At 40.4% G+C, this 24775-nt stretch carries 23 protein-coding genes; 22 read left to right on the top strand and 1 reads right to left on the bottom strand.

The genetic code is table 11. From position 1 onward, the window contains the following. Positions 1-13 precede the first annotated feature (13 nt). The 22 genes from ftsL to recD2 all read left to right on the top strand — a co-directional run bounded on the left by ftsL (position 14) and on the right by recD2 (position 23671). Complete coding sequence (ftsL, locus tag QFX10_RS10470; RefSeq protein ID WP_280606161.1) at positions 14-385, top strand: cell division protein FtsL; 372 nt, start codon at positions 14-16, stop codon at positions 383-385. Then, positions 382-2529, top strand: a complete 2148-nt coding sequence (locus QFX10_RS10465; protein ID WP_280606160.1) for a penicillin-binding transpeptidase domain-containing protein — start codon at positions 382-384, stop codon at positions 2527-2529. Before ftsL ends, QFX10_RS10465 begins: the two co-directional genes overlap by 4 nt. 46 nt (positions 2530-2575) lie before the next feature. Further along, positions 2576-3538 carry a phospho-N-acetylmuramoyl-pentapeptide-transferase gene (gene mraY / locus QFX10_RS10460; protein WP_280606159.1) on the top strand — a complete coding sequence of 321 codons (963 nt, stop codon included), beginning with the start codon at positions 2576-2578 and terminating at the stop codon, positions 3536-3538. Positions 3539-3560: 22 nt separating this feature from the next. Continuing rightward, positions 3561-4931 carry a UDP-N-acetylmuramoyl-L-alanine--D-glutamate ligase gene (gene murD / locus QFX10_RS10455; RefSeq protein ID WP_280606158.1) on the top strand — a complete coding sequence of 457 codons (1371 nt, stop codon included), beginning with the start codon at positions 3561-3563 and terminating at the stop codon, positions 4929-4931. Then, on the top strand, positions 4928-6025 hold the full coding sequence (gene murG / locus QFX10_RS10450) for an undecaprenyldiphospho-muramoylpentapeptide beta-N-acetylglucosaminyltransferase (protein WP_280606157.1): 1098 nt from the start codon (positions 4928-4930) through the stop codon (positions 6023-6025). The genes murD and murG overlap by 4 nt, the downstream gene beginning before the upstream one ends. 157 nt (positions 6026-6182) lie before the next feature. Next, positions 6183-6884 carry a cell division protein FtsQ/DivIB gene (locus QFX10_RS10445; RefSeq protein ID WP_280606156.1) on the top strand — a complete coding sequence of 234 codons (702 nt, stop codon included), beginning with the start codon at positions 6183-6185 and terminating at the stop codon, positions 6882-6884. 152 nt (positions 6885-7036) lie between these two features. Then, the gene (gene ftsA / locus QFX10_RS10440; RefSeq protein WP_280606155.1) at positions 7037-8383 is read left to right on the top strand and encodes a cell division protein FtsA; all 1347 of its coding nucleotides are present in this window, start codon (positions 7037-7039) and stop codon (positions 8381-8383) included. Positions 8384-8419: 36 nt separating this feature from the next. Next, positions 8420-9670, top strand: coding sequence for a cell division protein FtsZ (gene ftsZ, locus QFX10_RS10435; RefSeq protein ID WP_280607283.1), 1251 nt, complete (start codon positions 8420-8422; stop codon positions 9668-9670). Between the two features lie 17 nt (positions 9671-9687). Then, positions 9688-10131, top strand: coding sequence for a cell division protein SepF (locus QFX10_RS10430; protein WP_280606154.1), 444 nt, complete (start codon positions 9688-9690; stop codon positions 10129-10131). A 12-nt stretch (positions 10132-10143) separates the two neighbouring features. After that, positions 10144-10410, top strand: a complete 267-nt coding sequence (locus QFX10_RS10425) for a YggT family protein (RefSeq protein WP_280606153.1) — start codon at positions 10144-10146, stop codon at positions 10408-10410. A 175-nt stretch (positions 10411-10585) separates the two neighbouring features. Next, positions 10586-11368: a YlmH family RNA-binding protein gene (locus tag QFX10_RS10420; protein ID WP_280606152.1), complete on the top strand. Its 783-nt coding sequence runs from the start codon at positions 10586-10588 to the stop codon at positions 11366-11368. 27 nt (positions 11369-11395) lie between these two features. Further along, positions 11396-12139: a DivIVA domain-containing protein gene (locus QFX10_RS10415; protein WP_280606151.1), complete on the top strand. Its 744-nt coding sequence runs from the start codon at positions 11396-11398 to the stop codon at positions 12137-12139. A 306-nt stretch (positions 12140-12445) separates the two neighbouring features. Continuing rightward, entirely contained in the window at positions 12446-15241 is a 2796-nt protein-coding gene (gene ileS / locus QFX10_RS10410; RefSeq protein WP_280606150.1) for an isoleucine--tRNA ligase, read from the top strand. A gap of 123 nt (positions 15242-15364) precedes the next feature. After that, positions 15365-15907, top strand: coding sequence for an NUDIX hydrolase (locus tag QFX10_RS10405; protein WP_280606149.1), 543 nt, complete (start codon positions 15365-15367; stop codon positions 15905-15907). A gap of 15 nt (positions 15908-15922) precedes the next feature. Beyond that, the gene (locus QFX10_RS10400; protein WP_280606148.1) at positions 15923-16147 is read left to right on the top strand and encodes a hypothetical protein; all 225 of its coding nucleotides are present in this window, start codon (positions 15923-15925) and stop codon (positions 16145-16147) included. Positions 16148-16170: 23 nt separating this feature from the next. Beyond that, the gene (locus QFX10_RS10395) at positions 16171-16857 is read left to right on the top strand and encodes a 5'-methylthioadenosine/adenosylhomocysteine nucleosidase (RefSeq protein WP_280606147.1); all 687 of its coding nucleotides are present in this window, start codon (positions 16171-16173) and stop codon (positions 16855-16857) included. A 24-nt stretch (positions 16858-16881) separates the two neighbouring features. Continuing rightward, the gene (locus QFX10_RS10390; protein WP_280606146.1) at positions 16882-18030 is read left to right on the top strand and encodes a cysteine desulfurase family protein; all 1149 of its coding nucleotides are present in this window, start codon (positions 16882-16884) and stop codon (positions 18028-18030) included. A 20-nt stretch (positions 18031-18050) separates the two neighbouring features. Next, entirely contained in the window at positions 18051-18392 is a 342-nt protein-coding gene (locus tag QFX10_RS10385) for a DUF1831 domain-containing protein (protein WP_280606145.1), read from the top strand. Positions 18393-18521: 129 nt separating this feature from the next. Then, on the top strand, positions 18522-19649 hold the full coding sequence (gene mnmA, locus QFX10_RS10380) for a tRNA 2-thiouridine(34) synthase MnmA (RefSeq protein WP_280606144.1): 1128 nt from the start codon (positions 18522-18524) through the stop codon (positions 19647-19649). 271 nt (positions 19650-19920) lie between these two features. Continuing rightward, on the top strand, positions 19921-20574 hold the full coding sequence (locus QFX10_RS10375) for a histidine phosphatase family protein (RefSeq protein WP_280606143.1): 654 nt from the start codon (positions 19921-19923) through the stop codon (positions 20572-20574). Between the two features lie 27 nt (positions 20575-20601). Beyond that, entirely contained in the window at positions 20602-21261 is a 660-nt protein-coding gene (locus QFX10_RS10370) for a tetratricopeptide repeat protein (protein WP_280606142.1), read from the top strand. Positions 21262-21289: 28 nt separating this feature from the next. Beyond that, positions 21290-23671, top strand: coding sequence for an SF1B family DNA helicase RecD2 (gene recD2, locus QFX10_RS10365; protein WP_280606141.1), 2382 nt, complete (start codon positions 21290-21292; stop codon positions 23669-23671). A 32-nt stretch (positions 23672-23703) separates the two neighbouring features. Here the strand turns inward: recD2 and QFX10_RS10360 are convergent, their stop codons facing one another. Further along, on the bottom strand, positions 23704-24678 hold the full coding sequence (locus QFX10_RS10360; RefSeq protein WP_280606140.1) for a diacylglycerol/lipid kinase family protein: 975 nt from the start codon (positions 24676-24678) through the stop codon (positions 23704-23706). Positions 24679-24775 lie beyond the last annotated feature (97 nt).

The following is a 24775-nucleotide window of genomic DNA, read 5'->3' as shown; positions in this document are numbered from 1 at the left end:
AGGATGTGAGATTTTGGCTAGATCAGCTGCAAAAAAGATCGAGGTAACACCTCAGGTCTCTCAAGAAAAAAAGAATATTACAACTTCACCAAATCTAGGTGTGAGTACACCTAAACATTACATAAGACGTGAGAGACGAGCTTTAGTCGGTTTAGGCGCTTTGATCATGGGGCTTTCATGCTTAGTTATTTGGTCTAATACAACTGTGACCAAGGCCCAAGCCAAGATCCAAAAGATCGATCAACAGGTTTCGACCTTACAAACGTCAAATGCCAACATGAAAGAAGAGATCAGTGAACTTTCAAGTCGTTCACGTTTGATGCAAGTTGCTAAAGATGTTGGTTTAAAAATGAATGATAAAAACATAAGGAATGTTACCAAATGAGCAATAAAAAACGGCAAATAAATGTGAAACAAGACACGCGTAACCGAAAATATTTCGGTAGGGCACTTTTTTTTATGGTTGTTATCGTCTTTATTACATTTATCGGTCGTTTTTTTTATGTGGGTCTGACGCATACTGCACACGGTAAAGATTTAAAGAAATTAGCACAGGCGATGTATGCAGAAAGAACAGAGATCAAGGCCCATCGGGGAACGATCTATGATGCCCAAAACGAACCGATCGCAGAAGATACGACAACTTACTCGATCTATGTTGTTTTATCGAAAACAGCGAAAACATTAGATGGCAAACCTGATTATCTTAGGGATTCCCAAAAAGCAAAAGCGGCGCGGGTTTTAAGCCAAAATCTAGGGATGAATTATGATAGTTTAAAGCAATTTTTTGATTCTAGTGGAGATCTATATCAAGTCGAGCTTGGAAGTAAAGGAAAAAATATTTCGATGGAAACGAAGAAAAAGATCGAAGCTGAAAATATCAGTGGGATCAAATTTACTTCAGCCCAAGCACGGTTATACCCTAATGGGATCTTTGCCTCACATTTGATCGGTCTAGCTGAAAATGAACAGTCGAGTCTTGTAGGGGTCATGGGGCTAGAAAAAGTTTTCAATAGCCAGCTAAAAGGGGTCAATGGTGTAAGTGCACAGGCGATCGATTCGCGGGGCACGACTTTGCCTAATTCAAAAACAAAGTCAAAGGAAGCTAAAGATGGCGATAACGTTTATACGACTTTAGATACGCGAACGCAAACTTATTTAGAAACATTGATGAGCAAGGCACAGGAAACGTATAAACCAAAATCAATGACGGCAGTTTTGATGAATGCGAAGACAGGTGAGATCATTGCTGCTAGTCAACGTCCGACATTTAATCCACAAACTGGTGATGGGTTAAATGAGATGTGGCGTAATATCTTGCTAGAAGATGCGTATGAACCTGGGTCGATCATGAAGATCTTGACGACTGCTGCTGCGATCAACAGTGGAAATTATAATGGAAATGCGACCTTTAAGTCAGGTTCATATTCGATCGATGGTAATGCGATCAACGATTGGAAACCAACTGGTTGGGGCGAGATCTCTTATCATGATGGCTTCATTCGGTCGTCCAATGTCGGTATGGCTAAATTAGAACAAGCGATGGGCTCTAAGACATGGATGAATTATATCAAACGGTTTGGTCTGTTAAAATCGACAAACGCAGGTTTAGGCAATGAGGCTTCAGGTAGTATCGAGTATAAATATCCGATCGAACAAGCTAATACTGCTTTTGGTCAAGGGATCAATGTCACAGTTTTTCAGATGTTACAAGCGATCTCAGCAGTTGCAAATAATGGGAAGATGGTCAAACCTTATTTAGTTAGCAAAGTTGTGGATCCAAATACTGGGAAAACAGTCTATTCTCAAAGTCCTAAAGTTGTTGGTAGGCCGATCCGTAGTGAAACAGCCAAAGAAGTTCGAGAGTTGATGGAAGATGTCGTGACTGATAAAGATGGAACTGGAACTGCATATAAGATCGAAGGGCATGATGTTGGGGTCAAAACAGGGACTGCGCAGATCGCTAATGCTAACGGCACAGGTTATTTGACGGGTTCGACTAATTATTTGTTCTCAGTTGCAGGAATGGCGCCGATCGATGATCCTAAATATATCTTGTATATCACGATGAAACAGCCAAAGACTTTTGCTGATCACTCAGAAACACAAATGTTAGCTTCGATCTTTGATCCGTTGATGAAACGTGTTTTAGATGAATCAAACAGTAATAATGATGAAAAAAGTCAGGCGACTGTGCCAGATGTTACAGGAATGTCAAAAAAAGATGCTACCGCAGAACTTAATAGCAATGATCTAACAGCAACGATTATTGGAAATGGTAAAAAGATCGTTAAACAGTCGTTGACCTCAGGTTCAGAAGTTTTGGCAGGTCAGCGTGTGATCCTTGTGACAAATGGTACGCTAACAATGCCAGACATAACGGGTTGGGCGCGGTTAGATGTTTTGAAACTTTCAGAGTTGACAGGCGTCGAACTTGATGTTCAAGGAAGTGGTTATGTCAAGGAGCAAAGTATCGCACCTGGAGATAAAATAACTAAAGGTGCTAAATTGACGGTCAAACTAGAATGATCAAGATAAAAACAAAGTAAATAAAAAAGAGGAAGGAAAAATAATAATGACTATTTTTCAAATGATGATCCCGGTTTTGAGCAGTTTAGTTTTAACTGCACTGTTCACACCAGTCTTCATCAATTATGCGCATAAAAAAAAGCAAGGACAGATGATCCGCGAAGAGGGGCCTAAGTGGCACCAAGCTAAATCAGGTACCCCAACGATGGGAGGCTTAGTCTTTGATTTAGCGATCTTAGTTACAGGGATTTGGGTCCCATTTTGGTTAGGTGAACTTGGTCCAAAGATCTTAGTTTTAGATTTCATCCTTGTTTTATATGGCTTTTTAGGTTTCTTCGATGATTCGATCAAGCTTTTGAAAAAGCAAAATGAAGGCTTGAAACCTTGGCAAAAATTATTAGGACAGATCATTGGTGGCGTGATCTTTTTACTTGTGTATTGGCATGAAGGACTTCCATTTTCATTGTCGTTTTTTGGCCATGAAGTCTCTTTAGGTCTCGTTTATGTCTTATTTGTTCTTTTCTGGTTAGTCGGATTTTCAAATGCAGTTAATTTGACTGATGGCCTGGATGGTTTGGTCGCTGGACAAGCGATCATTGCTTTTGGCGCGTATGCGATCATCGCTTATCATCAAAGGCAAAATGATGTTTTGATCTTTTGTTTAGCTGTGATCGGGGCATTGATCGCCTTTTTAGGATTTAACCATAAACCAGCGAAGATCTTTATGGGGGACATGGGATCGTTAGCTTTAGGGGGAGCTTTAGCAGCTGTTTCGATCTTATTACATCACGAATTGTCTTTATTATTGATCGGGATCATTTTTGTATGTGAAACAGCTAGTGTTATTTTACAAGTTGCTTCTTTTAAGTTAACGGGAAAAAGGATCTTTAAGATGAGTCCGATCCACCATCATTTTGAAATGTGTGGCTGGAGCGAATGGCGGATCGATCTAACTTTTTGGGCGATCGGTCTAGTTGCAGCGATCATTGCAGTCTATGCAATAATTTAATTTTTCAAAGGAAGTCTTTGATATGAAAAAAGTGACAAAATATACAGGTAAAAATGTTTTAGTTGTCGGTTTAGGAAAAAGTGGCTTAAATGCCGCTTATTTATTACGAGAATTAGGTGCTAATGTAACGATCAATGATAAAAACACACCTAAAGATCAGGAAATACTTGAAAACTTAGCTCAAGCGCAGATCAAAACAGTTTTTGGTTCACATCCTTTAGCATTGCTCAAAGGAACGGATCTAGTCGTTAAAAATCCAGGGATCCCCTACACGAATCCTTTGATCGCAGCCGCTAAAGAAGCCGGGCTTTTGATCATTACTGAACCAGAGCTTGCATTTGAGATCAATGAAGGCCAAACGATCGGTGTTACTGGGACAAACGGTAAGACGACGACAACGACTCTGATCGCTTTGATGTTAGAACAAGCGCAGAAAAAGGCTTATGCTTGTGGCAATATCGGGATCCCTGCCACACAAGTAGCTAAAAAAGCAACGAGTGATGATACTTTAGTGATGGAACTTTCCAGTTTTCAACTACTTGGGATCACAGAACTCCACCCAAAGATCGCTGTTTTGACAAATATCTACGAAGCACATACAGATTATCACGGTTCGCGGGAAAATTACGTTGTAGCTAAAATGCAGCTCATCAAGAATCAAACTGCTGCTGATTATTTTGTCGTGAACTTTGATAATGAAGAATGGCGAGCTTTGAGCCAACAAACTTTGGCTAAAGTCGTGCCGTTTTCGCGACAAGGATTTACCAAAGAAGGTGCCTATGAAGAAAATGGGATCTTGTACTTTAAAGACGAGGCGATCATGCCTGCTGAAGAGATCAAAGTTCCTGGGACACATAATATCGAAAATGCACTTGCAGCGATCGCAGTTGCTAAACTCGAAGGCGTCTCAAACGAAGCGATCGTTGAGGTGTTGCACCATTTTTCTGGGGTAAGACATAGAACACAATACGTTACGATGTTCAAAGAGCGTAAATTCTATAATGATTCAAAAGCAACAAATATGGAAGCAACTGAAAAAGCTTTGGCAGGCTTCAAAGAACCTGTTATTTTACTAGCTGGTGGTCTAGACCGTGGCTTTACGTTTGAACGTTTGATCCCATATTTTAAAGAACATGTTCGTGGGCTCGTTGTTTTTGGCGAGACGAAAGACTTGATCGCACAAGCTGCTAAAGAAGCTGGGGTCGAAACGATCGTCTATGCTGAAGATGCTGTGGCTGCTGTTCCAAAAGCATATGCTCTCAGTCGCCCACATGAAACGATCCTTTTATCACCTGCTTGTGCAAGTTGGGATCAATGGAAGACTTTTGAAGACCGTGGTGACGCCTTTATTGCTGCCGTGGAAAAATTAGAAAAAGAGGAAACTGCAAAATGAGAGTATTAGTATCTGGCGGGGGGACAGGTGGTCATATCTATCCCGCTTTAGCGTTGATCGATGAGATCAAAAAAAAGCGTCCTGATGCCGAATTTTTATACGTTGGAACGACTAAGGGACTAGAGAGTAAGATCGTCCCTAACGCTGGGATCCCATTTAAAACGATCGAGATCCAAGGTTTTAAACGCTCTTTATCACCTGAGAACTTTAAGACGATCTACTTATTTTTAAAAAGCGTGCATGATTCAAAGCAGATCATTAAAGAATTTAAACCAGATATCGTGATCGGAACTGGGGGCTATGTTTGTGGCGCAGTCGTTTACGCTGCGGCTAAGTTAAAGGTCAAAACGATCATCCATGAGCAAAATAGTGTAGCTGGAGTAACAAATAAGTTTTTGAGCCATTATGTCGATAAGATCGGGATCTGCTTTGAAGATGTCAAAAAAGAATTCCCGACTAAGAAAGTTGTTTTTACTGGAAATCCGCGGGCGCAACAAGTCGCAAATATGCGTCCAAGTGATCGTCTAAAAGAGTATGGACTTGATCCCAATAAAAAGACTGTTTTGATCTTTGGCGGTTCACGGGGAGCACTTGGGATCAATCAAGCAAGTTTAGCAGCGCTCGATAGTTTTAAAGATCAACCTTATCAAGTTTTATTTGTAACTGGACGAGTGCATTTTGATGATATCATGGCGCGATTAAAGGGTAAAAAACTCCCCCAAAACGTTGTGATCGAGCCATATATTGCTGATATGCCAGCTTTGTTGCCTGAGATCACGATGATCGTTGGGCGTGCTGGAGCAACAAGTTTAGCTGAGATCACTGCTTTAGGGATCCCATCGTTATTGATCCCAAGTCCATATGTGACACATGATCATCAAACCAAAAATGCTCAGAGTTTAGTCAAAAAAGATGCTGCTTTGATGTTGCGTGAAAGTGAACTTGATGAAAAGACGCTTTTTGCCAAGATCCATCTGATCATGAATGATGAAAATAAACAAGTTCAGATGGCTAAAAATGCTAAAGCTGCAGGTGTACCAGACGCTTCTGATCGTCTTTTACAAGTGATCGATGAATTGATCGCGCAAAAATAACTAGAAAGGGGAAAGTAAGATCAAACCTTGGAAAAAGAAAAAAGTCCGACCTGTAAACAAAAAATTACAACCGTGGCTTGAAAGTCAAACTAAACGCCAAAAAAAAGCTTTCGATAATCGCCGACAATACGATCTGTTCAATGGTAAGTTAAAAAAATTGACTGAACAACGTAAAAAAGCCGTGTTCAAGCAGGCGATCTTTCCGTTGGTCTTCTTTTCTCTTGCAACGCTTTTAACGCTTTGTTCGATCTTGCCGATCAGTCGGGTCAGATCTGTTAAAGTCATGTCAAATGACCGTGAATTGCGGACGGCAGTCATCAAAGCTAGTGGTCTACATTACTATGAATCGCTTCTGATCGTTTGGTTCAATGCAGATCGGATCGAGCAAAAAATCGTTGACCAAGTTGGATTAGCTAAAGAGGCGACACTTCGTTATGATAAAGTCAATAATGTTGTGATCGACGTCAAAGAATATAAGACGGTAGGATATATTTACCGTAACGGTAAGTACTATCGTTTAGGGACAAACGGAGTACCTTTGACAGTTGGGGAAAGTACTGTGACTGAGAGTTGTCCAGTTTTTTATAATTTTAAAAATGAACAAAAACTTAAACAAGCTGTGGTCGAGATCAGTGAACTTTCAAGTAAATTACAGCATGCAGTCTCAGAAGTCCACTATGAACCATCAAAAGTCAACCCAAATAAGGTCAGACTTTATATGAATGATGGTAACGAAGTGATCGCTGATCTGACAACTCTAAATAAGAAGATGAAATATTATCCAACTATTGCTACAAAAATGGAGCAAAAAGGGACAGTTGATCTTGAAGTGGGGGCATTTTCATATCCTAACAAATAAGAATTAAAAAAGGCTAAAAAGCGTAGTACTAAAATTTTTATTTGTAGGGGTTGACAAGTAGCCAATAGTTATCTTTTTATGGTAGAATTAACCTATTGAATTCAAATATTATGAGATGAGAACATTATTAAAATCATAAGGGAGGCAAATTGATGGGAAACTCTAGTATCTATGTTGGCCTAGACATCGGTACGACTTCGATCAAAGTCATAATAGCTGAGTATCTCAAAGACCAAATCAACATAATTGGCTACGGAAACACGCGTTCAGCTGGTTTGAACCGTGGTGTGATCGTTGATATCGACCAAGTCGTACGTGCGATCAAAGAAGCAGTCAAACAAGCTGAAGAAAAAGCAAATATCCAGATCTCTGAAGTAAGTGTCGGTGTGCCAGCAAATATGTTACAGATCGAGCGCTGTAAAGGGATGATCGCGATCGGCAACGAAGATGGAAATTCAAAGGAGATCAGTGACGTTGATGTACAACGTGTAACGGAAGCCGCTTTGGTCCAAAATTTACCGCCTGAACGTGATGTGATCGATATTGTTCCAGATGAATTTATTGTTGACGGTTTTGACGGGATAAAAGACCCACGAGGGATGGTCGGCGTCCGTTTAGAGATGCAGGGCGTGATGTATACAGGTCCAAAAACGATCTTACATAATACACGTAAATGTATCGAACGTGCTGGGCTTAAAGTTCGTGATATGATCGTAGCACCTTTAGCGTTATCGCAAAGCGCCTTAACAGATGGTGAAAAAGATTTTGGTGCGATCTTGATCGATCTTGGCGGTGGCCAAACGACAGCTGCCGTTGTTCACGACCACCAGTTAAAGTATACTTATGTCGATCAAGAAGGTGGCGATTACGTAACGCGCGATATTTCGGTCGTTTTGAATACTTCGATCGAAAATGCGGAGATCTTGAAGCGCAATTACGGTTACGCTGATGTGAATCTAGCCTTAGGAGAAGAAACTTTTCCAGTCAACGTTGTTGGTCAACAAGAACCAGAACTTGTGACTGAAGAATATTTAGCTCAGATCATCGAAGCTCGTTTAGAACAGATCTTTGGCAAATTAAAAGATGCTTTGACCCAGATCAACGCGTTACAACTTCCAGGCGGGATCATCTTGACGGGAGGATTAGCTGCCTTACCTGGTGTCAGAGAACTTGCTCAAAGGATCTTTGAAGTCAATGTCAAGATCTTTATCCCTCAAGAGATGAATCTCCGGATCCCATCTTTTGCACAAGTTATCGGGATCGTCGAGTACGTTACCAAAGAAAATGAAGTCGAACAGATCGTTCGTCGAACATTGGATGGTCAAGATGTGATCATTGAGCAAAGAAACGTTGAAAAAAATATGCGCCCAGTTGAAAAAGAAGAAGCTGGCGAAGAAAAAGAAACACGCTCTAACGAAAAAAAAGATAAAGAAACTGAGAAACAACCATCGAAAAGACGTTTTTCACGTTTATTTGAAAAATTCTTTGATATCGATTAAAGGTAATAGGAGATGGAGGAAAGTAGTATGGATAGTATGGAATTTTCATTTGATGACCAAATGCAACATGGGGCTACGATCAAAGTGATCGGTGTCGGTGGTGCAGGCGGAAATGCGGTCAATCGAATGATCGCAGATGACGTTAAAGGTGTGGAGTTTATCGTAGCTAACACTGATGTGCAAGCACTTAAAAACTCTAATGCTGAAACAAAGATCCAATTAGGGCCTAAGTTGACACGTGGTCTTGGTGCAGGTGCAAATCCAGAGATCGGAAGTAAAGCAGCTCAAGAGAGTGAAGAAGCGATCGCAGCCGCACTTGAAGGGGCGGATATGATCTTTGTTACTGCTGGAATGGGAGGAGGCACTGGGACTGGTGCAGCTCCGATCATTGCTAAGATCGCTAGAGAGCAAGGGGCTTTGACAGTTGGGGTCGTGACGCGTCCATTCAGTTTTGAAGGACCAAAGCGGGCACGTTTTGCAGCTGAAGGTGTAGCCAAGATGAAAGAACACGTAGATACGCTAGTTATTATTGCTAATAACCGCTTACTTGAGATCGTCGATAAAAAGACCCCGATGTTACAAGCTTTCCAAGAAGCAGATAATGTTTTACGTCAAGGTGTGCAAGGTATTTCAGATCTGATCACTTCTCCAGGATACGTTAACTTAGACTTTGCGGATGTTAAAACTGTGATGCAAAATCAAGGTTCTGCCTTGATGGGGATCGGTTCTGCTAACGGTGAAAATCGGACTGAAGAAGCAACTAAAAAAGCGATCTCTTCACCATTGCTTGAAGTTTCGATCGATGGTGCTGAACAAGTTCTTTTGAATATTACAGGTGGTCCAGATCTAAGTTTATTTGAAGCACAAGCGGCTTCTGATATCGTTTCTCAAGCAGCGACAAGCGATGTCAACATCATTTTCGGAACTTCGATCAATGAATCATTACAAGATAGCGTGATCGTTACCGTTATCGCAACGGGGATCGATAAAAAGAAAAAAGAAGTAAATAGTGGATTCAAACCACATAATATAAAACGGCCTTTTACTAACGAACAAACGAGCAAAGAACAACCAAAAACACAGCCGACCAATAATGATCCACTAGGAGATTGGGATCTTTCACGTGAGATGAATGGGGCACGAAAATCAACTCAACAACGTGAAACAGAATTCCAAAATGTTGAAAAAACAGACTTCAACGTTTTTGGATCTAACTCATCAAACGAACAAAATAACAATGATGATGATCTAAGTAACCCACCATTTTTCTCACGGCGCCGTCACTAAAATAAGGGGGAACGAATATGTCATTTTCAAGTAGACTTGGTAGTTTTTTTAATATCGATGATGAAGAAGAAAGAATTGAAGATGATCGCTCGGAACCTAATAATTATACAGAACCACCACGACCAGATAATGATCTAAAAGAGCAACCAAATGTGATGGAATTGCATAATAATAAACGCCCATTAGAAAAAAAGATCATGCTTTTCGAACCACGGATCTTTTCTGATGTACGTGCGATCGCTTCACGGTTACTTGAAGGTCAGGCAGCTGTAGTCAATTTTCAACGGATGGACGATGCGCAAGCCCACCGTGTTGTTGATTTTCTTTCAGGAGTCGTTTTTGCAGTCGATGGTGAGATCAAACGGATCGGTGAACAGATCTTCTTGTGTACACCACAAGATTTTGAAGTTGAGGGAAGTTTGACCGATACAATGCGGGATAACGACTATAATTATAAATAGAGGTAGTATTAAGTGGGACTATTAACGATAATTAGTGATTTATTCAATATTTATTCATTTTTGATCGTTGCTTACTGTTTACTTTCGTGGTTTCCAGGAGCATATAACACAAAACTTGGGCAATTATTGATCAAAATATGTCAGCCATATTTAAGGTTATTTGACTTTATCCCGCCGATCGCAGGGATCAGTTTTGCTCCATTAGTAGCTTTGATCGTTTTGCAGTTTGTTGAACGTGGTGTGTTTGCGCTTTTGGCTCTTTTAGGCCTTGGTTTTTAACACTGTGATCAAAGAGCGAAAATGTGTCGCAGATCGCCTATGAGAAAGGTAAAATGTAGATAGGTGATCGTGGTCAAAGAATAGCCTTTAGAAGGGGAATCTATATTTCTTTCTCAGTGTGATCAAATTATTATATTTGGATGCATACTTTCACATTTAATATAGCAACAGATAGGTGAGTGAGCAGATATATCAACATTTTCGTAAAGAAGAACGGCCACTGATCGATCAATTGTTGGATCTGATCAGACAAGCTCAAGATGAATATCGGCCAGTGTTGACACATTTTTTAGATCCAAGACAGCAGTATATTGCGCGCTTTTTGTTACAAGCTGAGGGTCCAGTCAAGATGAGTGTCCATGGAGGTTTTGCTGGTGCAGAACGGAAACGTCTTTTGTTTTATCCAGCTTATTATGAACCAACGCTAGCTGATTTTGAACTACAATTATTGGAGATCGATTATCCGACCAAGTTTGTGACTTTGAGCCACGGTAAAGTCTTAGGGACACTGGCAAATGTAGGCCTAGAACGGGATGTTTTAGGGGATATCATTACAGATGAATTTTCTTGGCAAGTTATCGTCCAAAAAAATATCAGTGAATATTTGGTCCAACAAGTCGACCAGATCGGTAAAGTTCATGTGTCATTGCGACCTAAAGAGTTGACCCAGTTGACAGAAGTTATACCCGCTTGGGAAAAATTAGTTATCTCGTGTAGTTCTTTACGTATTGATGTGATCGTCAAAGCAGTCTATGGACTTTCACGCCAGCGTGTCAAAGATATGATCAACGCTAAGAAGATCAGTTTAAATTGGCTTACCCTTGAGCGCTCGGATCTTGAGGTAGGTTCAAAAGATATTATTTCAGTCCGCGGTTATGGGCGGATCAGATTCGAGCAAGTCTTAGGCCGATCAAAACGGGATAAGCTTCGCTGTGAAGTTTCAGTTATCAGAAAATGATTTTTACAAAATTTGGAGGTGTTGGGGATGGCATTGACCCCTTTGGATATTCATAATAAAGAGTTTCATACAAAATTACGTGGCTATGATCAAGATGAAGTCAATGATTTTTTAGATCAGATCATCAAAGACTATGAGTTGGTCTTAAAAGAAAATGAGCATTTGACTGAGAGCTTACGCCAAAGTCAAGAAAAACTCAAATATTTCAATGATTTGAAAGATTCGTTGAATCAATCGATCATTGTTGCCCAAGAAGCTGCCGATAAAGTTAAGGCTAATTCACAACGTGAAGCTGAGATCATCAATCGTGAAGCTCAAAAGCAAGGTCAAGATATCATTGATCAAGCAAATGAAAAATCACGGCATATCATCGATGAGGCTTCAAAGAAATCCAAGCGCTTAGCTTTGGAAACGGATGATCTAAGAAAGCAAGCGCGCATTTTTAGACAAAAGCTCCAAGTGATGTTAGAATCACAGCTTGAAGTTGTCAAAGGCAGTGAATGGGATGATATTTTACGTCAAGGAGAAACAACTAGTTATGAAGCGATCCAAGAAGCAATTCGTCATGATGATACCCTTGACAAAGCCGAGGCAAAAGAAGTAAAATCATTTTCAAATGATAAAGACGAAACAACAGACGTTTATGTACCTGAACAAGGCGTAGATGACACTGCAACAGTTGAAGAGGAAAAGGAAACAGTTGTGATCTTCCCAGAATCCAACTCTACTAGCGGGCGTCAGTTTGCTGAAGACAGTTCGGAAAACGCCTAGTGTTTAAGGTCGATTAAAAATTATAAGAGAACAAGAGATAAACTTACATGGTGTCAGCGAGCCGATGGGATTGGTGCAAAGATCGGTCACCCACTGAAGTTGTTCTTATCATCTCTTTTTTGGCAAGGTGAACTTTAGTAGCTTTGTCCGCTTGATCAGTGTTAGCCGATCATAGAGTGGAATTTTAGTAAAATTCTTAAATTGGGTGGTACCGCGAGATCTCGTCCCTTGTAGGGATGAGATCTTTTTTATTCAAAAAAATAAGGAAGGGCAAGCTGTGTTCACCACTCCACGGCAGGTATTTTTATGAGAATCAAAGATACTTTAAATTTAGGTAAAACTAAATTTCCGATGCGTGGGAATTTACCTGTACGCGAATTAGAGCGTCAAACAGAATGGGAAGAAAATAAAGTTTATGAACGACGCCAAAAATTAAACGAAGGCAAACCTTCTTTTGTCTTACATGATGGACCGCCATATGCAAACGGAAATATTCATATGGGACACGCAATGAACAAGATCTCAAAAGATATCATCGTACGTGCTAAATCAATGATGGGCTTTCGGGCTCCTTATGTTCCAGGTTGGGATACTCATGGTCTTCCGATCGAACAACAATTAAAAAAGGCTGGGGTCGACCGTAAAGCACTTTCTGTGGCTGATTTTAGAGAAAAATGTCGCGAATATGCTTTAGAACAAGTCGATAAACAACGAAAAGATTTCAAACGTTTAGGTGTCGCTGGTGAGTGGGACGACCCATATTTGACACTTGCACCTGAATATGAAGCGCAACAGATCCGCGTCTTTGGCAAGATGGCTGAAAAAGGCTTGATCTACAAAGGAAAGCGTCCTGTTTACTGGTCTTGGTCATCTGAATCTGCTTTAGCTGAAGCTGAAGTTGAATACCATGATGTAACTTCACCATCTGCTTTCTATGCTGAACAAGTTTTAGATGGTAAAGGGGTTTTAGATGAAGATACTTACATGGTCGTTTGGACGACTACACCATGGACGATCCCAGCCTCTGAAGGGATCACGATCGATGCCTCCTTTGACTATGCTGTAGTTCAACCAGAAGGTGAAACACGTAAATTTGTGATGGCAGCCGACTTAGTGCAAAAAAATGCTGAGTTGTTTGGTTGGGAAAACGTTAAGACGCTCAAAGTCGTTAAAGGACAAGAACTTGAATATATCACAGCTAAGCACCCATTCTATGATGATCGGGAATTGCTTGTGATGTTAGGTGATTTCGTCACAACTGATTCTGGTACTGGCTTAGTCCACACTGCTCCTGGTTATGGTGATGATGACTACAAGATGGGGATGAAATACGGCTTAGAGATCTTTGCGCCGGTAAATGATACTGGTCACTTGACAGCTGAGTGTGGCCCTGAATTTGATGGTGTCTTTTATGAAGATGCTAATGAAGTAGCTTTACAAAAACTTGAAAAAGCTGGTCTTTTATTGAAGTCGATGGAATACGAACATAGCTATCCTTTTGACTGGCGGACAAAGAAACCGATCATCTTCCGAGCAACACCACAATGGTTTGCTTCAGTTGATAAGATCCGTAATAATATTTTAGATGCGATCAATGAAGTCGACTTCTTACCTGAATGGGGTCAAAAACGCTTGTATAACATGATCCGCGATCGTGGCGATTGGGTCATCTCACGGCAACGTGTTTGGGGCGTACCGCTTCCGATCTTCTATGCGGAAGATGGTACAGCGATCATGGAAAAAGAAACGATCGAACATGTCGCACAATTAGTCGAAAAACATGGCTCTAATATTTGGTTCAAGTTAGATGCTAAAGATCTTTTACCAGAAGGTTATACAAATGAGCATTCACCAAACGGCGAATTTACTAAAGAAACAGATATCATGGATGTTTGGTTTGACTCAGGTACTTCACATCAAGGTGTTTGTGCAGAGCGTGATTATTTGACTTATCCTGCTGATCTATACTTGGAAGGGTCTGACCAATACCGTGGTTGGTTCAACTCGAGTTTGATCACAAGCGTGGCCGTTTCTGGTCATGCACCATATAAGCAGATCGTCTCTCAAGGTTTCACGCTTGACGGTGAAGGGCGTAAGATGAGTAAATCACTTGGAAATACGATCGTTCCCGAAGAAGTTATCAAGAAGATGGGGGCCGAGATCATTCGTCTTTGGGTCTTAAGTGTTGATACTTCAGCTGATGTGCGTGTTTCGATGGAAAGCTTTGCCCAGATCTCAGAAAGCTACCGTAAAGTGCGGAATACGGTGCGCTTCTTATTGGCAAATACAAGTGATTTTGAGCCAGCTAAGGATAAGGTCGCATTTGAAGAACTTGAAGCGATCGATCAATATATGCAGATCGCAGTCAATAAATTCACAAAAGAGATCTTAGATGACTACGCTAATTATAATTTCATGGACATCTACAAGAAATTGATCAATTTTGTCACGACCGATCTTTCTGCTTTCTACTTGGCAGTTGCTAAAGATGTTGTTTACGTGGAAGCAAAAGACGCTAAGAAACGTCGTTCGATGCAAACAGTTCTTTATGATACAGTCGTGCGTCTAGCTAAATTGATGACGCCAGTTATGCCACATACGACTGAAGAAGTTTGGAACTTCTTAAAAGAACCAGAAGATTATGTCCAACTAGCAGAGATGCCAGCAGTCGAACATTTTGATCATGAAGATCAGATCACACAAAACTGGACGCGTTTCATGAAATTACGTTCGCACGTTTTGAAGAGTTTAGAAGAAGCACGGAATGCTAAATTGATCGGTAAATCATTTGAAGCGCATGTCTTCTTATATGTTTCTGAAGGTGTCAAAGCCGAACTTGACAGTTTAGATGCTGATATCCGCCAAGCTTTGATCGTTTCTGAACTTGATGTTTTACCGTTAGAAGAAGCGCCTGCCGACGCAGATGATTATGGTGCAGTCAAAGTCGTTGTCAAACATGCAGAAGGTGATGTTTGTCCACGTTGTCGTCGCATCACTTTAGATGTTGGCAGTGACGAACGCTTCCCTGAACTTTGTGCTTCTTGTGCCCAGATCGTTGCAACTAACTTCCCTGAAGCAGTTAGCGAAGGTCTTGAAAAATAATAATTAACCAGCAAGTTGTATTTGGATCTGAGATAGGCTCCAAGTACAACTTGTTGTCGTTTGGACCGAAAATGAGATATGTTATAATTAAACTGTTAAATTTTGCTTGAAAGGGCGAGTGTAATGGAATTTGAAGAAAAAGTTACCGCAGTTGAACATCTTTTTGATGGGACAGTGATCGATCTTGATCGCGAAACAGTCCAGTTGCCAAATGGTAAAACATCATATCGTGAGATCGTGCGACATCATGGTGCTGTAGGTGTGATCGCGATCACACCAGCTGATAAGATGGTTTTTATCAAGCAGTGGCGCGCCCCACTTGGTCAAGTTACGTTAGAGATCCCAGCTGGTAAGATCGAACCAAATGAACAAAATAGTCCGCTCGAGACTGCGATGCGTGAATTAAATGAAGAAGCACGCTATCAAGCAGAAAAGCTTGAGTTGATCATGCCATTTTACACTTCACCTGGTTTTGCAGATGAAAAGATCTATCTTTATCATGCTAGTGGTCTGACACCAGTCAAAGAAGAACTGCCCCAAGACGAAGATGAATTTCTAGAAAAAGTCGAATTAACGCAAGCTGAAGCGTTAAAAGCAATGCAGTCAGGTTTGATCTGTGATAGTAAGACGATCATGGCAGTCATGTTTTGGCAGTTGATGCGTTAAAATAGGTGAAATACGATGGAAGAAAAAAACGAAACGACAAATGAACGTCCTTTGCGCCGAAGTAAAAATGCGAATGTTGAGGCACAAGGTCATAGTCGTACGGAAGCTAAAAAAAGGCAAAAAGCCGAGACTGAAGCACAAAAAACTAAGCGTTTAGCAAAGCGGTTGAATATTACGATCGGGATCTTGTGTGTTTTACTGGTTTTAGTTTTCTTGTTTATGCGTTTTGTAAATTTTTAAAGTAGAAGGGACAATAGCGTCAGATGAAATATGGAATTATTTGTGCAATGGAAGAAGAGTTGAAAGAACTTTTAGCTAAACTTGAAGATCGAACTGAAAAAACGATCGGTGGGATCGATTTTTATGAAGGAAAATTAGCTAAAAAACCTGTTGTGTTAGTTCGTTCTGGGATCGGTAAAGTCCAAGCTGGGGTGACCACAGCTCTTTTGATCGTTGAATTTGGGGTCACAGCTGTGATCAACTCTGGTTCTGCTGGGGGGATCGGTACTGGGCTTCATGTTGGGGATGTTGTTTTTTCGACTGGCGCTGCTTATCATGATGCCGATGCAACTGCTTTTGGATATAAGCCAGGACAACTACCACAACAGCCACAGATCTATCCAGCCGATCAAGCTTTATTAGCGGAACTGACAAAAGCAGCTACTAAAGCCAAATTGGCGACGAAAGAAGGTCTGATCGTTACGGGCGATCAATTCGTTGCTTCTAAAGAAAAGATCCAAGCGATCAAGGAGATCTATCCAGCTGCACTTTGTTGCGAAATGGAAGGCGGGGCGATCGCTCAAGTTGCCTATCAATTCAAAGTACCTTTTGTGATCGTTCGGGCTATGTCTGATGTTGGTGACGAAGAGGCTGGACAAACATTTGATGAGTTTATCATCGAAGCAGGTAAGCGCTCAGCTCAAATGATCTTGAATTGGGCTCAAGCTTAATTATGGTAAGAAAGTAGGATAAGAGTGGAAAAGATATATGTTGATAACGCAGGAACAACGCCCATGGCACCCGAAGTTATCGAAGTAATGAGTCAAACGATGCGCGATGTTTTTGGCAATGCTTCGGCGACAAATTCATTTGGACGTAAAGCACGCCAAGTTTTACAAGCAAGTCGCCAAGTGATCGCAGATTCGATCAATGCTGCACAAGCAAATGAGATCATCTTCACTAGTGGTGGAACTGAAAGTGATAATACGGCGATCCTCATGACAGCTAAAAAACGTAAAAATGAAGGCCGCCATTTGATCACGACTAAGATCGAACACGAAGCAGTTTTAAAACCGATGGAATACTTAGAGAAAAATGGCTATGAAGTGACTTATCTTGATGTGGATCAAAATGGTTTGATCTCACTTGACGAACTTAAACAAGCTTTACGACCAGATACGATCTTAGTTTCGATCATGACTGGTAATAATGAGGTCGGAAGTCATATGCCGATCCACGAGATCGGTGAGATCGTAGCTCAAAGTAATGCGTGGTTCCATACAGATGCAGTCCAAGCTTACGGGATCACTGAGATCGATGTCAAACGCGATCAGATCGATCTTTTGTCAACAACAGCGCATAAGCTCAACGGACCTAAAATGGTCGGCTTTTTATATGAAAGAGCAGGTCTAGAGCTAGAGCCTTTGATCTTAGGAGGCGAGCAAGAATTAAAACGTCGGGCAGGAACAGAAAACATTGCAGGGATCGCTGGTTTTGCTAAAGCGGTCGAATTAGAACAAAATGAGCGCGAGCTTCTCCAAGAAAGATATCAAAGTTTCAAAACTCATCTGATCACGCGTTTACGTCAAAAAGGCGTTGATTTTGAGGTCAATGGCAAACATGGTGCAGATGAACTGCCTCAAGTCATCAGTTTGTGGTTCAAAGGGTGTGCCAGCGATGCTTTATTGACCAATCTTGATCTAGCAGGGATCGCAGCGGCTGCTGGTTCAGCCTGTACTGCCGGTTCTTTAGAACCTTCCCACGTTTTGCAAGCGATGTATGGTGCAGATGATCCGCGGATCAGTGAAACATTACGGTTTAGTTTTGGACGTTATAATACGTTAGCAGAGATCGAAACAGTAGCTGATAAATTAGCCGAGCTCTGCCAGCGACTTAAAAAATAAATTTAACTGAGGTGATCAAAATGGCTTATCAAAAAACAGCAAAGATCTTAGGTGATCAAACGACTTATCGTTTATCTGATAATGTAAAAAAATATGCTTTACGTGATACAGGTTTTATTGAAACAAAGGGGGGAAAATTTCAATTGGAACGCTCTTTAGATCCAGCCTCTCCTTTTAAGGGTTTTAAATTAAAAGTTGTCGTTTCGGCTGATCTAAAGTCATTTAAATTAGTGACAACAACAGCTAACGGTCTAAAAGAAGTCAATATCTTCAACGGTAAGGATGCAACAGCTAATGTTGAACAATTGAACTATATTTTAGAAGATCTTATTTCACGCCAGATCTTAGAAAAGGTACAATAATTTAATATAAAAAAGTAAGTAAGAGTCTCTTGTCAAAAGTTAAAATACTCGTTATAATGGGAGCTACTGAATAAAACGACCTTCAAATCGTAAAGATTCAGAATCTAAATGAAATGATGGTGATCTTCAATGGAAGATAAGAGCAAGATCAGAGTCGTTGTGGGTATGAGTGGCGGTGTCGACTCTTCGGTCGTCGCTTATTTGCTCAAACAACAAGGCTATGATGTTGTCGGGGTTTTTATGAAAAACTGGGATGACAAGAACGATAGTGGGGTCTGTACGGCTACCGAAGACTATGCTGATGTCGCTAAAGTAGCAGATCAGATCGGGATTCCTTATTATTCAGTCAACTTTGAAAAAGAGTATTGGGACGGTGTCTTTACTTATTTCTTAGATGAATATAAGAAAGGACGGACACCTAACCCAGATGTGATGTGTAATAAAGAAGTCAAATTCAAAGCTTTTTTAGATTATGCTATGCAATTAGATGCAGATTATATCGCAATGGGGCACTATGCACAACTTAAACGCGATCCAGATGGAACTGTTCATTTGATGCGTGGTGTCGATGAAAACAAAGATCAAACTTATTTCTTGAGTCAGTTGACCCAAAAGAATTTGCAAAAAGCTATGTTTCCGATCGGTGGGATGAACAAACAAGAGGTCAGAAAGATCGCTGAAGAAGCTGGTCTAGCAACGGCTAAAAAGAAAGATTCAACTGGTGTTTGTTTTATCGGTGAACGTGATTTCAGTAAATTCTTAAGTGAATTTTTACCTGCTAAACCTGGTAAGATGATGACTGTTGACGGCGAAGTCAAAGGTGAACATTTTGGCTTGATGAATTATACGATCGGTCAACGTCGCGGACTGGGGATCGGAGGCGATGCTAAGAGTAACGAACCTTGGTTTGTTGTCGGCAAGGATCTAGCTACCAATACACTTTTAGTTGGACAAGGATACCATAATGAGCATCTTTACGCAACGAGCTTAGAAGCTAGTGAATTGAGTTTTGTTGCTCCGATCGAAGACCGTGGTTCTGAATTTCATTGTACCGCTAAGTTCCGTTACCGCCAAAAAGATTCTGGTGTCACAGTTCGTTTCAACGATGACCGCACTAAAGTTGAAGTGATCTTTGATGATCCAGTTAGAGCGATCACGCCTGGTCAAGAAGTTGTTTTCTACGATGGTGCCGAGTGCCTTGGAAGTGGAACGATCGACCATGCTTATCAAAATGGACGCAAATTACAATACGTATGATCTTTAACACGTAAGATCCTGAGACTACCTGAAAGCTTAGTCTTTCAGGTAGTCTTTTTTGTGCTCCTTGCTTGATCTAAATGCAAATTATATAATAATAGTTGATTATTTCTAGTTAAGAGGTCGCTAGTCATTACTTATTCACTAGAAAGAAAAAATGTGGGGTGGATAAATAGACGACCAGTGTAGATAAAAGAAAGGAAAGGGAAACTATAGTTCTTTCTGATCATATTGAACTATATGATCCTACATTTATATAGCTACGCGAAATTTGACAAGACTATATTTTGTACGTCATGGTAAGACTGAATGGAACTTGGAAGGGCGTTATCAAGGGGCTAAAGGTGATTCACCATTATTACCAGAAAGTTACCATGAGATCGAACTACTAGCAAAATATTTAGCCCCAATTGCTTTTGCAAAAGTTTATTGTAGTCCGATCAAGCGAGCAAAGACGACCGCTAAAGAATTGATCAAACAACTGGACCGTCCCGTAAAACTTGAAGCTGATGTAGCTTTACAAGAATTTGATCTTGGAAAGATGGAAGGGATGAAATTTACGGAAGTTGCTGAGAAATATCCAGCTGAACTCGATGCTTTTCGCTATCATCCTGAGCGTTACGATCCAAGTGCGATCGCCGGTGAATCCTTTCCAGAATTGTTTGCGCGGATGACGCCAAAGATCAAAGCGATCTGTGCTCGCTATCCAAAAGAAAATGTTTTGATCGTTAGCCATGGGGCAGCGCTTTGTGCTGAGATCCGGCATTTATTGGGAGTACCATTAGCTAAATTACGTGATCAAGGTGGTCTTGCTAATACAAGTACGACGATCTTAGAGACAAAAGATGGTGAAAATTTTAAGTGCTTAGCGTGGAATAAAACGGATTATCTAAAAAAAGACCTTGATCCGACTGACGTTGTTTAATTTTAAAAGAAAAGAGTCAAATGTAAAATGGAAAAACGGCAAAAAGAAGCAGCTAAATTGGATGCGATCATTCAAAAGCTGATCAAAAAGATCGATGCTGATCCTTATGATGAAGAGAGTTACTATGCTTTAGGAGTTGCTTTGACAGAAAAAAAGAGCTTCGAGCAAGCAGAAGAGCTTTTCAAGCGAGCTTTGAATGCCTTGAAAGAGCAACCACAAAAATTAGGATTGCTCCACTATGGTTTAGGAAATGTTTATTATGCAAGTGCTTTATATGACGAAGCGCTTAAAGAATTTAGTTTAGTCAAAGATGATAAATTAAAGGCTGAAGCTTATCTAATGCTAGCCCAAACTTATTATGCCAAAGGTGAACACCAAAAAGCTTTAGCGTTTGCATTAACAGCTGACGAATCAAAGGCTTCTTTTGAGACAAAACGACTTTTAGGTGATTGTTTGCTAGCCGTGGGGAGTTTTGAAAAGGCTAGACAGATGTATGAACAAGCCTTGAGTTTTAAAGCTGGTGATGCTAATGTTAATTTTCAGTTGGGCGTACTAGCTGTTGTTTTAGGCGCAGATCCTAAAGTTTACTTTGAAAGAGCTAAACAAGCTGATCCTAAATTATACGAACGTTTACAGACGCGTTTAGGCGATATTGAAAAATTGCTCCAAAATAAGAAAAAACAATAGTGTATTAAAGCAGGAAGCGAGGTAGAAGATGCAACAAGAAGAATTAGCATTATTTGATGAAGATGAAAAACAAGGTCATTTGACAGGAATGGTGCAAAGCATCTTTTTTGAGGCTCCTGCTAGCTTTTATAAAGTTGCCGTTGTTTCGATCGAACAGACCGATCTTGAATTAGGCGCAGAAGTAACGATCACAGGTAATTTCCCTGAGTTAGTTGAAGGAAACAGCTATTATTTCAAAGGAAAGATCGTGACTCATCCAAAATATGGGCAGCAATTCCAAGTTTTAAGTTATAAACCAGCTGTTTTAGCGTCGAAAAAAGGTGTCGTTGCCTATTTAGCGAGTGATCATTTTTCTGGGATCGGCGAAAAGACAGCCCAAAAGATCGTTACGCAACTAGGTGAGAATGCGATCGAGATCTTGTTGAAAGATCCAACTAAAGCCGAGGAGTTAGATCTGACAGCTAAACAAAAAGAAAGTTTACTTGTCGGTTTAAAAGAAGATAACGGAACAGAACAGACTTTGATCGGACTAGGTAGCTTAGGCTTTTCAGATAACATGGCTGCAAAGATCTTTGAAAAATATCATGAAAAAACGCTCGACATTTTACATCAAGATCCTTATCGTTTAGCGTATGAGATCGAAGGGATCGGCTTTGTTCGTGCAGATCAGATCGCACATGAATTAGGCTTTGGTGCAACTGATCCTGTTCGTTTGAAAGGTGCTCTTTTTGAAAGTATCTTACAATTGAGCTTGCAAGAGGGGAATACGTATACAAATGGTAAAGAACTTTTACAAAGAACTCTTGAATTATTAGAGCATAGTCGTTCTGAAAAGATCGAACCTGAACTTATTGCCGATCAGCTCTTACAGCTCGGTGAAGCAGGCCAAGTGATCTCAGAAGATGGACGGATCTACTTAAAGCGTTATTACTATGCTGAGTACGAAAGTGCTAAAGAGCTCCAGCGGTTGATGGAACGACCTAAACTAAAAGCAGTGACTGAAGCAGAGTTAAAAAAAGCTTTAGCTCAGATCGAAGCTGAAGAAGGAATAACTTACGGTAAGTCTCAAAAAGAAGCGATCTTACAAGCTGTCGTTTCGCCTGTCTTTTTGTTGACTGGTGGACCAGGAACAGGTAAAACGACGATCATCAATGGGATCGTTCAACTTTTTGCTGAGATCCATGAGCTTGATCTTTCAGAGCAACGGCAAGTACCGATCTTGCTAGCTGCACCAACTGGGCGGGCAGCTAAAAAGATGAGTGAAGCGACAGGGCTTTACGCCTCAACGATCCATCGCTTATTAGGCTTGAACGGACGTGAAGAGCAATCAAGTGAAGAAGCTAAAGAACTCGAAGGTGCGCTTTTGATCGTTGATGAGACTTCAATGGTCGATACGACGCTATTACATCTTTTATTGCAAAGCATTCCTGATCAAATGCAAGTTATTTTTGTAGGGGATAAAAATCAATTACCTTCGGTTGGCCCAGGGCAAGTTTTTTCAGATATGTTAGCAAGTGAGGCTTTACCCAAAAAAGAACTGGAAAAGATCTACCGTCAAGGTGATGGTTCAACGATCATTTCGTTGGCTCATGAAGTCAAAAACGGCGAAGTTTCAAAAGATCTGTTGCAAAAAACAAGTGATCGCTCGTTTATTTCGTGTCAAGCTCACCAAGTCAAAGATGTTGTCCAAAAAGTCGTTTTGGCGGCTTTAAAAAAGCAAAATAAAAAAGATGATATCCAGCTCCTCGCTCCAATGTATCGGGGCGAGGCGGGGATCGATCAACTCAATTTATTATTACAAGACTTGCTCAACCCTAAAAAAGCGAATACTAAAGAGATCGTAAGTGGGGAGACTATTTTTCGGATCAATGATCGAGTCTTACATTTAGTTAATGACCCTGAAAATAATATTTTCAATGGTGATATCGGAAAAGTTGTCGGGATCGAAAAAAGTAAGACTGGTCAAGCAAAGGATAAATTGGTCGTAGCGTTTGATGAACAAGAAGTTGAATTTGCTCGGAAAGATCTACGTAATTTGACATTAGCCTATTGTATGTCGATCCATAAATCACAAGGCAGTGAGTTTCCGATCGTGATCTTACCGTTTGTAAGACAGTATTCACGGATGTTTGCGCGTAATCTTTTATACACTGCTTTGACTCGTGCTAAAGATAAGTTGATCTTATTAGGCGAACCGAAAGCTTTTGCCGATTGTATCCAAACCGTGGCTTTGAACCGTAAAACGACTTTGAAAAACCGACTGCAAGAATTATTCGAGGTCACTTCAAACTCTATGGATAAAAAAACGCGCCCTAAGACGCCTAAGTTTATTTTAACTGCTGAACTAGTAGAGCAGATCGATCCGATGATCGGAATGAACGAGTTCTCGCCGTATGATTTTCTAAATTAAAAGGATCCACCTGTTTTTTCAGGCGGATCCTTTTAATTTAACTTGATCCAAAAAGGATATTGCGTTGAACTGAAGAAAATGTTGTAATATTTACTCCCCATATCTTCACCATCGATCTGACCAAATTCAAGTGAATTGATGATCAAATGGATCTGTTGATCTTTATAGTGGTGAAGGTAAGGGAGCTTGAGTTGTTTTTTGAAATAGATCGCCAAACCAAGGAGCACAGACCTAAAAAAGCCTAGATTATCTGCAATGATCAGATCAAGTTTATGATCTGAAACGTCAGCTTTAGGTGAGAGCACGACTCCTTTTTCAAAATAAGGATGATTAGCGATATTGACTAAGCGTGCATGTTTAAAAAAGTGGTACTTCTCACCGATGCGTAAAGTAAGAGCAAAAGCTTCTTGATTTAAAAAGGCGGTTACGACATTTAAGAGATAAACAAGAAAGTGCAAATGGAGCTTTGTCAAAATTTTTCTTAGACGCGGATATTTAGTTTGACTTTTATTTAGACTGAGCATATAAGCATCAAGCCCGATCCCAAAATCATTCAAAAAATACCCTTGTTCACTATGGGTCGTTTCTTGGTATTCACCGATATCGTAGTAAACTGGATCAGTCGTAGCTAAGATCTGTTCTAATGCGATCAATGGGTCCTCAGCTAATCCGATCCCTTTAGCAAAGTTATTATTTTTGCCAGCAGGGAGAAAAGCCAGGGGGATCTCAGGTGAAACTTCTTTTTTCAAAGCATTCAAAACTTCATTTAAAGTTCCATCGCCACCGATCACAAGGGTAATATATTTTTTAGCTTCAGTAGTTGTTAGTTTATTGAAAAATAAGCGAACATGTTGCGTTGCATGGCCAGGATGATCAGTCAAACGAAAAGCGTAATCGATCTGACGTGAATCTAAAATTGGACGTACTTTTTCCCAGACTTTTGTAGCTTTTGCATCGTTTGCTTGTGGATTGATAATAATAAAGAAAGATCTCAATCTGCTATCCAAATATGCCAGAGGTCCTAGAGCTTTAGCATATAATTCCTTTCTTTAAAGATAGTCTCAGCGCAAAAAAGGCGCTACTAAATAATTATAGCTAATATTT

The organism is Ligilactobacillus faecis (genome assembly GCF_029889745.1).
Lineage (GTDB): Bacteria > Bacillota > Bacilli > Lactobacillales > Lactobacillaceae > Ligilactobacillus > Ligilactobacillus faecis.
Note: the sequence above shows the minus strand (reverse complement) of the source record. Positions and strands in the feature narration are given on the sequence as shown.

Excerpts from the sequence above, each read along its gene's own strand:
- QFX10_RS10430 (WP_280606154.1), top strand. The coding sequence starts at position 9,688 with ATGTCATTTTCAAGTAGACTTGGTAGTTTTTTTAATATCGATGATGAA.
- mraY (WP_280606159.1), top strand. The coding sequence starts at position 2,576 with ATGACTATTTTTCAAATGATGATCCCGGTTTTGAGCAGTTTAGTTTTA.
- QFX10_RS10415 (WP_280606151.1), top strand. The coding sequence starts at position 11,396 with ATGGCATTGACCCCTTTGGATATTCATAATAAAGAGTTTCATACAAAA.
- recD2 (WP_280606141.1), top strand. The coding sequence starts at position 21,290 with ATGCAACAAGAAGAATTAGCATTATTTGATGAAGATGAAAAACAAGGT.
- QFX10_RS10385 (WP_280606145.1), top strand. The coding sequence starts at position 18,051 with ATGGCTTATCAAAAAACAGCAAAGATCTTAGGTGATCAAACGACTTAT.
- QFX10_RS10395 (WP_280606147.1), top strand. The coding sequence starts at position 16,171 with ATGAAATATGGAATTATTTGTGCAATGGAAGAAGAGTTGAAAGAACTT.
- ftsA (WP_280606155.1), top strand. The coding sequence starts at position 7,037 with ATGGGAAACTCTAGTATCTATGTTGGCCTAGACATCGGTACGACTTCG.
- QFX10_RS10370 (WP_280606142.1), top strand. The coding sequence starts at position 20,602 with ATGGAAAAACGGCAAAAAGAAGCAGCTAAATTGGATGCGATCATTCAA.
- ftsZ (WP_280607283.1), top strand. The coding sequence starts at position 8,420 with ATGGAATTTTCATTTGATGACCAAATGCAACATGGGGCTACGATCAAA.
- murG (WP_280606157.1), top strand. The coding sequence starts at position 4,928 with ATGAGAGTATTAGTATCTGGCGGGGGGACAGGTGGTCATATCTATCCC.
- mnmA (WP_280606144.1), top strand. The coding sequence starts at position 18,522 with ATGGAAGATAAGAGCAAGATCAGAGTCGTTGTGGGTATGAGTGGCGGT.
- ileS (WP_280606150.1), top strand. The coding sequence starts at position 12,446 with ATGAGAATCAAAGATACTTTAAATTTAGGTAAAACTAAATTTCCGATG.
- murD (WP_280606158.1), top strand. The coding sequence starts at position 3,561 with ATGAAAAAAGTGACAAAATATACAGGTAAAAATGTTTTAGTTGTCGGT.
- QFX10_RS10400 (WP_280606148.1), top strand. The coding sequence starts at position 15,923 with ATGGAAGAAAAAAACGAAACGACAAATGAACGTCCTTTGCGCCGAAGT.
- QFX10_RS10465 (WP_280606160.1), top strand. The coding sequence starts at position 382 with ATGAGCAATAAAAAACGGCAAATAAATGTGAAACAAGACACGCGTAAC.
- QFX10_RS10405 (WP_280606149.1), top strand. The coding sequence starts at position 15,365 with ATGGAATTTGAAGAAAAAGTTACCGCAGTTGAACATCTTTTTGATGGG.